6 protein-coding genes are annotated in these 6,821 nt (G+C 51.6%); all 6 read right to left on the minus strand.

Annotated features, from left to right (window positions below):
• Nucleotides 1-1,965, minus strand: a 1,965-nt coding sequence (locus OCV63_RS12415) for a DNA topoisomerase 3 (protein WP_158364309.1), incomplete at its 3' end; no start/stop codon positions are given.
• Nucleotides 1,966-1,980: 15 nt separating this feature from the next.
• Nucleotides 1,981-2,166 (minus strand): hypothetical protein, encoded by a 186-nt coding sequence (locus OCV63_RS12420; protein WP_117472559.1) that lies wholly within the window; start codon nucleotides 2,164-2,166, stop codon nucleotides 1,981-1,983.
• A complete protein-coding gene (locus OCV63_RS12425) occupies nucleotides 2,163-2,888 on the minus strand; it encodes a DUF4366 domain-containing protein (protein ID WP_173681265.1) in 726 nt (241 codons plus the stop codon). Before OCV63_RS12425 ends, OCV63_RS12420 begins: the two co-directional genes overlap by 4 nt.
• Nucleotides 2,878-3,147: a DUF4315 family protein gene (locus OCV63_RS12430; RefSeq protein ID WP_005933780.1), complete on the minus strand. Its 270-nt coding sequence runs from the start codon at nucleotides 3,145-3,147 to the stop codon at nucleotides 2,878-2,880. The genes OCV63_RS12425 and OCV63_RS12430 overlap by 11 nt, the downstream gene beginning before the upstream one ends.
• Nucleotides 3,148-3,178: 31 nt before the next feature.
• Nucleotides 3,179-4,966: a CHAP domain-containing protein gene (locus OCV63_RS12435; protein WP_430393321.1), complete on the minus strand. Its 1,788-nt coding sequence runs from the start codon at nucleotides 4,964-4,966 to the stop codon at nucleotides 3,179-3,181.
• A 152-nt stretch (nucleotides 4,967-5,118) separates the two neighbouring features.
• On the minus strand, nucleotides 5,119-6,821 hold a 1,703-nt coding region (locus tag OCV63_RS12440), incomplete at its 5' end, for a VirB4-like conjugal transfer ATPase, CD1110 family (RefSeq protein WP_158364303.1).

Below are 6,821 nucleotides of genomic sequence, written 5' to 3' on the forward strand. Positions count from 1 at the left end.
GGATTGTAAGAGCGCGGCGGCAATCTTCGGGGTAAAGGTTACTTTTCGTTCTTCAAAGAAACGGTCATTTTTCCACATGGTAAAGATACATTCCTTATTGCTGCAATAGTAATTCTTCTTGCCCTCATAGACAGGAGAACCGCAGCGGGGGCAGCTTCCCAACGCTTCCCGTTCCGGCTTGAACATCTGCGCTTTATCATCAGAAAGAAACGGGTACGTCTTTACCAGTTCCCGCGCCATATTCTCAATACCCTCCATAAATGCGGCGGGGTCTGCCTTGCCTTTTGCAATCTGTGTCAGATTGTTTTCCCATTCTGCGGTAAGCTGCGGGCTTGTCAAGGTGTCCGGCAGGACGCACACAAGGTTGATACCGTCCTTTGTGGGAAGTAGCTGCTTGCCTTTTCGCTCCACAAAACCGCCCTTTACCAGTTTTTCAATGACGGCGGCGCGGGTGGCGGGAGTTCCAAGCCCTTTGCGTTCTGCGTCCGGGTCGGTGTCCTCGCTTCCGGCGTGCTCCATAGCAGAGAGCAGCGACGCTTCGTTGTGAGGTTTTGGCGGTGTTGTGTCATGTTCCGTTACCGTTGCCGCCGGATTTTCAAAGGTCTGTCCCTCGGTAAATGGCGGCAGGGTCTTTTCTGTGTCGCTGTCTGCGTCGTCCGTTTCGGGCTTGTTCTTTAAGGCTGCCCGGTAACGGCGGTCAATCTCTTTCCAACCGTCGTACAGCACTGTTTTTCCCTTTGCGGTAAAGGACTGTCCGGCACATTCAAATGTAGCCGTAACCGCTTCAAAGGTATGTACTGCGGCGGTCGCCATGAGCAGACGCGCCCCGGCAAGGGTAAGGATATTCCTTTCGCTTTCCGGCAGCGCGGCAAGGTCGGTCTTTGCAAGCTCCATAGTCGGGATAATGGCATGGTGGTCTGATACCTTTTTACTGTTCAGCACTTTTGCAAGCTCCGGCGCAAAGTCCATGCCCGCCATAAAAGAAAATTTCCCACAAAGCAGCTTGATAATGCCCGCCGCTGTGTCGCCCATGTCGTCGGTCAGAAATGCGCTGTCGGTTCTCGGATAAGTAAGCAAACGCTTTTCATACAGGGCTTGTGCAAGGTCAAGGGTCTGCTTTGCGGTATATCCGAACAGGCGGTTTGCTTCCCTCTGCAAAGAAGTAAGGTCAAAGAGCTTCGGCGGGGCTGCGGTCTTTTTCTCTTTCACAAGGGAAGTACAGACTGCTTTTGACGCTTCACAAGCAGCTTTCAGCCTGTCAGCTTCGGAACGGTCAGACAGTTTTTCGCTTGCAGCTTCCGCGCCGGATAAGGACAGGCGCACATGATAGTATTTTTCTTTCTTGAACGTGGTAATCGCCGCGTCCCGGTCAACAAGCATTTTTAAGGTCGGGGTCTGTACGCGTCCCACATTCAAGGTATGGTTGTAAAGGACAGAAAAAAGACGGGTGGCGTTGATACCGATTAGCCAGTCAGCCTTTGCCCTGCATAATGCGGAAGCAAAGAGCGCGTCGTATGCTTCGCCGTTCTTCAGATGAGAAAAGCCCTCTTTGATAGCAGCTTCTTCCATTGAGGAAATCCACAAGCGGCGCGTGGGCTTCCTGCACCCGGCAACTTCGTAGACAAAACGGAAAATGAGTTCTCCCTCGCGCCCCGCGTCGCAGGCATTGACGACTTCGGAAACGTCTGCCCGGTGCATAAGTTCCTTTAAGGTCTTGAATTGCTTTTCCTTGTCAGAAGCAACGGTGTACTTCCATTCCTGCGGCAAAATCGGTAAGCTGTCATAGCTCCACTTTTTATACTGCTCCCCGTAGGCGGCAGCTTCGGAAAGCCCTACCAAATGTCCCACGCACCAAGAAACGATATAGCCGCTTCCTATGAGAAATCCGTCTTTCTTTTCCTTTGCCCCAAGTACGGCAGCGATTGTCTGTGCCACACTGGGCTTTTCTGCGATAACTAAAATCAATGATAATTCCTCCTTTTATCGTTCGGTCTGTCGTTTGTTTTCCAGTTTTCTCATACAGTACCCCACACAAGGGGACTGCCCCTTGTAAGGGCAGCCCGCGCAGCGTGGGGAAGAAATCTCCGGCGGGGATTTTTCCCGTTTGCCATAGTCCGGCTTCTGTATCATCATCTTTTCAAAGGGATTGTCGGTAAACAGGGTCATACTTCCTCGTCCTCCGTTTCTTCCTCTTTGGAAACTTCCCCGGTATCTGCTTCCGGCTCGTCCTCGTCGTAATCCTCAAAGTCAAAATCTTCAAGGTCGGTGCTTCCTTTCACGTTATGCTTCGGTTTTACAAACTTAAAGTAGTAGAACGCCGCGCCGCCACCAAGCAGCACAAAGAGGACTAAGGCAAGCACCGCGCCGGGATTGCCGTCTTTTTCTTTGGGTTCTTCCGGCTGCTCGGTGGGTGTTGGCGTGGGTTCCTTGCCTGTGCAGCCTGTCAGAGTAGTTGCACATACCGGGCAGGACGTATTTACCTTTCCGACTTCGCATTTTTCCGTACAGTTGCAGACTTCCGGCTTTTTCGTGGCTTCCCCGGTTTCGGTCAGTGCCATAAGGTCGGCTTCGTCCACTTGATTAAGGAAATGTACGGTCTGTTCCCCCTCGGTTGCCCGGTCAATGAGGATATAAAAGTAGTTGCCGCCTTTGGTGGTAACAGTGATAAGCTGCTTATTGCCGCCGAAATCGTCCACCAGTGTTGCGTTGCCCTTTGGGGTAAGGGGCGGCGTTTCCGGTTCTTCCACCACTACATTGCTGTCGTTGGTCGCGTCCTCTGTGGGTGGCTCTGCGGCTGTTCCCTGTGCATAGGCAGGGACAGAAAAACCGCCCATAAGGATAAGGGCGGCACAAAGGGCAGTCATGGTCTGTTTGAGTTTATTTTTCATCTGCATTGTCCTCCTGTTCTTCGTAGTCTGCCGCTTCGGTAGCGGGTGCGGCGTTCATGCCGGGAATACCGCCGCCGGACAGCATAGCATTTAATTCCTGCGGGGTAAGTCGCATAGCGCGTACAAGCTGCACGATTTCAAGGTTTTCCGCTTCGGTTTTCTGCGCTTCCAGTCCTTTTAACTTGTTCTGATACTCTGTGATTTTCTCGCGGGTCTTTGCGATTTCCTTATTGATACGGTCGATTTTGTTGTTTGCCATAAAATAAATTCTCCTTTCTTTTCGGGGCTGCTTACCAGTTCATCAGCCCGTAGCCTTTGATACATTGATAGTTGAGGTCATAGCTTTTAATCTTGCAGGCGTCGCCGGAATTGCCCTCAACGGTATAGACGTGGCTTCCGTCCCTGCCAAGCACAAGCCCCACATGGTCGGCAACGCCGTCTAAATCCCAGTCGAAAAAGATAGCGTCGCCCGGTGCGATATTCTCATAGCCGCGTGCGCCCCATTGTCCCCTTGACTGGAACCAAGGAACGCCCTGCCATTCGCAGCCCGCAAAGCGGGGTTCGCTTTTTCCGGCTTGATTGTAGCACCATGACACAAAGCAGGCGCACCATTCCACGCGGCTGTTAAATCCGTACCAAGACCAGTAAGGGTAGCCGCCCACGTTTCCGACCTGCTGTTTTGCAAGCTCCATAAGCTCCGGGTTTCCGGGACGTGTGCCGTTTACAAACTCCACGCCGCTTAAATCCTCGGACGGGCTTCCGTCGGGAGAGCCGCCGCCAAAAATCAACGGTTTGTTGCCCTGTGTCTGTAAGTACACCTTGAACATTTCAAACTGCTGTGGGTTCAGCAGTTCTTCCGCAAGGGAAGCAATCGGCTTGTTTGTCAGTTTCACATTTAAGATACGGTATTCGTATTCTTCCTCGTTGCCCTCCTCGTCGGTGGTGGTGCGTATCTCGATTTCTTCCGTCAGCGTCAAGGTGTACTGTAAGCCGAACAGCCGTTTTAGCTCTGCCTGTGCGCTCTGCGGGGTGTAACTCTGCAAAAGGGCAGTCAAGTACGACGCTAATTCGTGGGGGTTATGCCCGATAGTATCAAGGTCATAGCGGTATTCATCATAGCCGCTGTGGGTGCTTTCGATATTGTCAATTTCCTGTTGCAGCTCATTTTCCATTGCAGCATAGCTCTGTTCCGTTGCCACAAGGTCGCTGTCCTCGGACGTGTAGGAAGTCCCTAACACGCTGTTCATGCTGCCGGAAAACATTGCCCCACAAGAGGAAAGCCCTACGGATACCATGATGAACAGAAGCAGCGCGGCGATAGCGATTATCACGCCTGCCGGGTGTCGTCCTGCAAAGGCAGCCGCTTTCTTTGCTGCTGTTTGGGACGCTCCGGCGGCAGCTTTGGCGGTGGCTGCGCCGCTTTTCTTTACGGTTTTTGCATACTGGCGTTTGATTTTCTGTTTCTGCATGAACCGGGAAAAGGGATTGCTTGTAAGCTGCGGGTTCTCCTGCAAGGCTTTGTGATACTGAAAATTGACGTTTGCCTTAAACGCTGCCTGTTCTGCCTTTGCCGCTTCCCGGTAGGGTTTCAGCTTATGGCTGCGGTAGCCCTGTTTTAATTTTCTTGTCCCGTACCTTGCGCCGCGCTCGGCAAGTTTCTCCGATTTGTGCGCGCCCTCCACACCGGAATTATCTTTCTCGACGCTATGGATTTTGTTGTGAACAAAAATACCCGCTTCCTGCGCGGGGTGGGATAACGGGTTACTGTGGGCTTTGCCGCCGGGTATCGGCTTTTCCTGTTCTTCAAAGCGTAAACGGGTCTTTGCCTTTCCGGTGGTTTCCTCAAAGGTGCGCTCTTTTACAAGTTTCTTCTGCTTCGGGAGAGCTGCCTTTGCTGCGTCCAGTTTGTCGGCTGCTTTTTCCGATTTTTTGATGTAGGGTTGCAGTTTTGGCGTTTCCCGTTCCTCGTCGGTAAACTGCAAGCGTGAAGTGGAAGTACGCAAAACAGCCGCTTCCTGTGCTTTCTTGACTGCCTTTTTGCTTGCCTTTCGGGTATGGGCTGCGTCAAGGTGTTCCATGACACGCTCTGCGGTAGCGGTGTCCGGCTGTGAAAAGTCGCTGTCTGCTTCCCGGCTGCTGATACGCTCGGCAGTCTGCTGTGTTTCATTGATTTCCACCGCACCGTCGCGGGTCATTTTCTGCGTGATTTTATCGCGTGGTTTTAACTGTTTCATAGGCTGCTCACTTCCTCCGGCTTCGTCGTCATAATGCGGTAAAGCTCGGTATCTTTCGGGAAATGGTCTACAAAGGGAAGCACCACATTCCCATAAAAGATAAGTCCCTCGCCTGCTTCGGTGTGGGTTACATACTTCATCTGCTGTGGGCTGATATTTAACTGCTTTGCAAGGATAGCCCGGTCGCCCTGTGCCTGATTGAGCATGAGGACAAAATCAGAGTTTTCAAAGATATTTTCCACCTCGCGGGAAGCAAGCAAGTCCTTAATGTTCTGCGTGATAGCTGTGGGTATGCCTCCCCATTTTCTAAAACGCTTCCAAATCTCCACACTGTAAGCGGCGGTCTGTTCCTCTTTTAAGAGCAAGTGAAATTCGTCCATATAGTAGCGGGTAGATTTCTTTTCTGCCCGGTTAATGGTAACGCGGTTCCATATCTGGTCTTGCACAATGAGCATACCTAACTTTTTGAGCTGCTTCCCAAGCTGCTTAATGTCAAAGCAGACAAGGCGGTTAGAAAGCTCCACATTCGTTCTGTGGTTGAATACGTTAAGACTGCCGGAAACATACAGCTCCAATGCCGCTGCAATGCGGGCAGCTTCCGGCTCCGGCTGTTTTAACAGCTCGTCGTAAAGGTCGCCCAAGATAGGCATTTTTGCCGGGTCGGGGTCAGCAAGGTAGTCCCGGTACACATTCCTTACGGCGCGGTCGATGACGGTCTTATCAACGGGCTGCAAGCCCTCCTTGCCGCCAATGACAAGCTCGCAGAGGGACAGGATAAAATCACTTTTCAGTGCAAGGGGGCTGTCGTCCTCGCTGTAATTAAGGTTCATATCCATAGGGTTCACATACTGGGGCTTGCCGTCCATGCCTTTCCCGGTCGGGGATAAGCGTATCACTTGCCCGCCAAGCCGCTTGACAAGGGCAAAATACTCGGCTTCCGGGTCGCAGATAAAAATATCATCGTCAGTAATGAGAAAGGCGTTTGTGATTTCCCGCTTTGCCGCAAAGGATTTTCCGCTGCCCGGTGTTCCCAAGATAAGCCCATTCGGGTTTTTAAGCTGCTTGCGGTCGCAGAGTATCATGTTGTTGCTTAAAGCGTTCAGCCCATAATACAGGGCAGACCCGGTCTGAAATAGCTCCTGCGTGATGAACGGGATAAAAATAGCGGTGCTTGATGTGGTAAGTCCCCGTTGTATCGGGATAAGGTTCTCCCCCAAAGGGATAGAGGACATCAGCCCCGCTTCCTGCTGATAGTCAAGACGGGTCAGGGCGCAGTTGTATTTCTGTGCAATGCCCGCCGCCGCGAAAATGTCATTTTCCAGTTTCCGCTTCGTGTCTGCCATGTTTACCACAAGGAACGTGAGAAGAAACATTCGCTCGTTGCGGCTCTGTAAATCCTGCAACAGGTTCTTTGCTTCATTTCCAAAGGTGGCAAGGTCGGACGGAATTATATCCATATCGTAACCGCTTCTAACCGCTTTTTTCTGTTCCTCAATCTTCATCTTGTCAAGGTCAGTGATTTTGCGCTTAATGGTCTTGATTGCTTCCGACTGGTCGATACTTTTAATGTGGAGATTGACAATAACGCCTGTTTCCAAGTCCAACATATCCGCTAAGATACGGTCGTTAAGCTCCGGCGCAAGGATTTCAAGGAAGCTCGCCGCGCCGATTTTCTTCCCCATGCGGAAATATCTGCCCT

It is taken from the genome of Laedolimicola ammoniilytica (assembly GCF_025567165.1).
In the GTDB taxonomy this organism is placed as follows: Bacteria; Bacillota; Clostridia; order Lachnospirales; family Lachnospiraceae; genus Laedolimicola; species Laedolimicola ammoniilytica.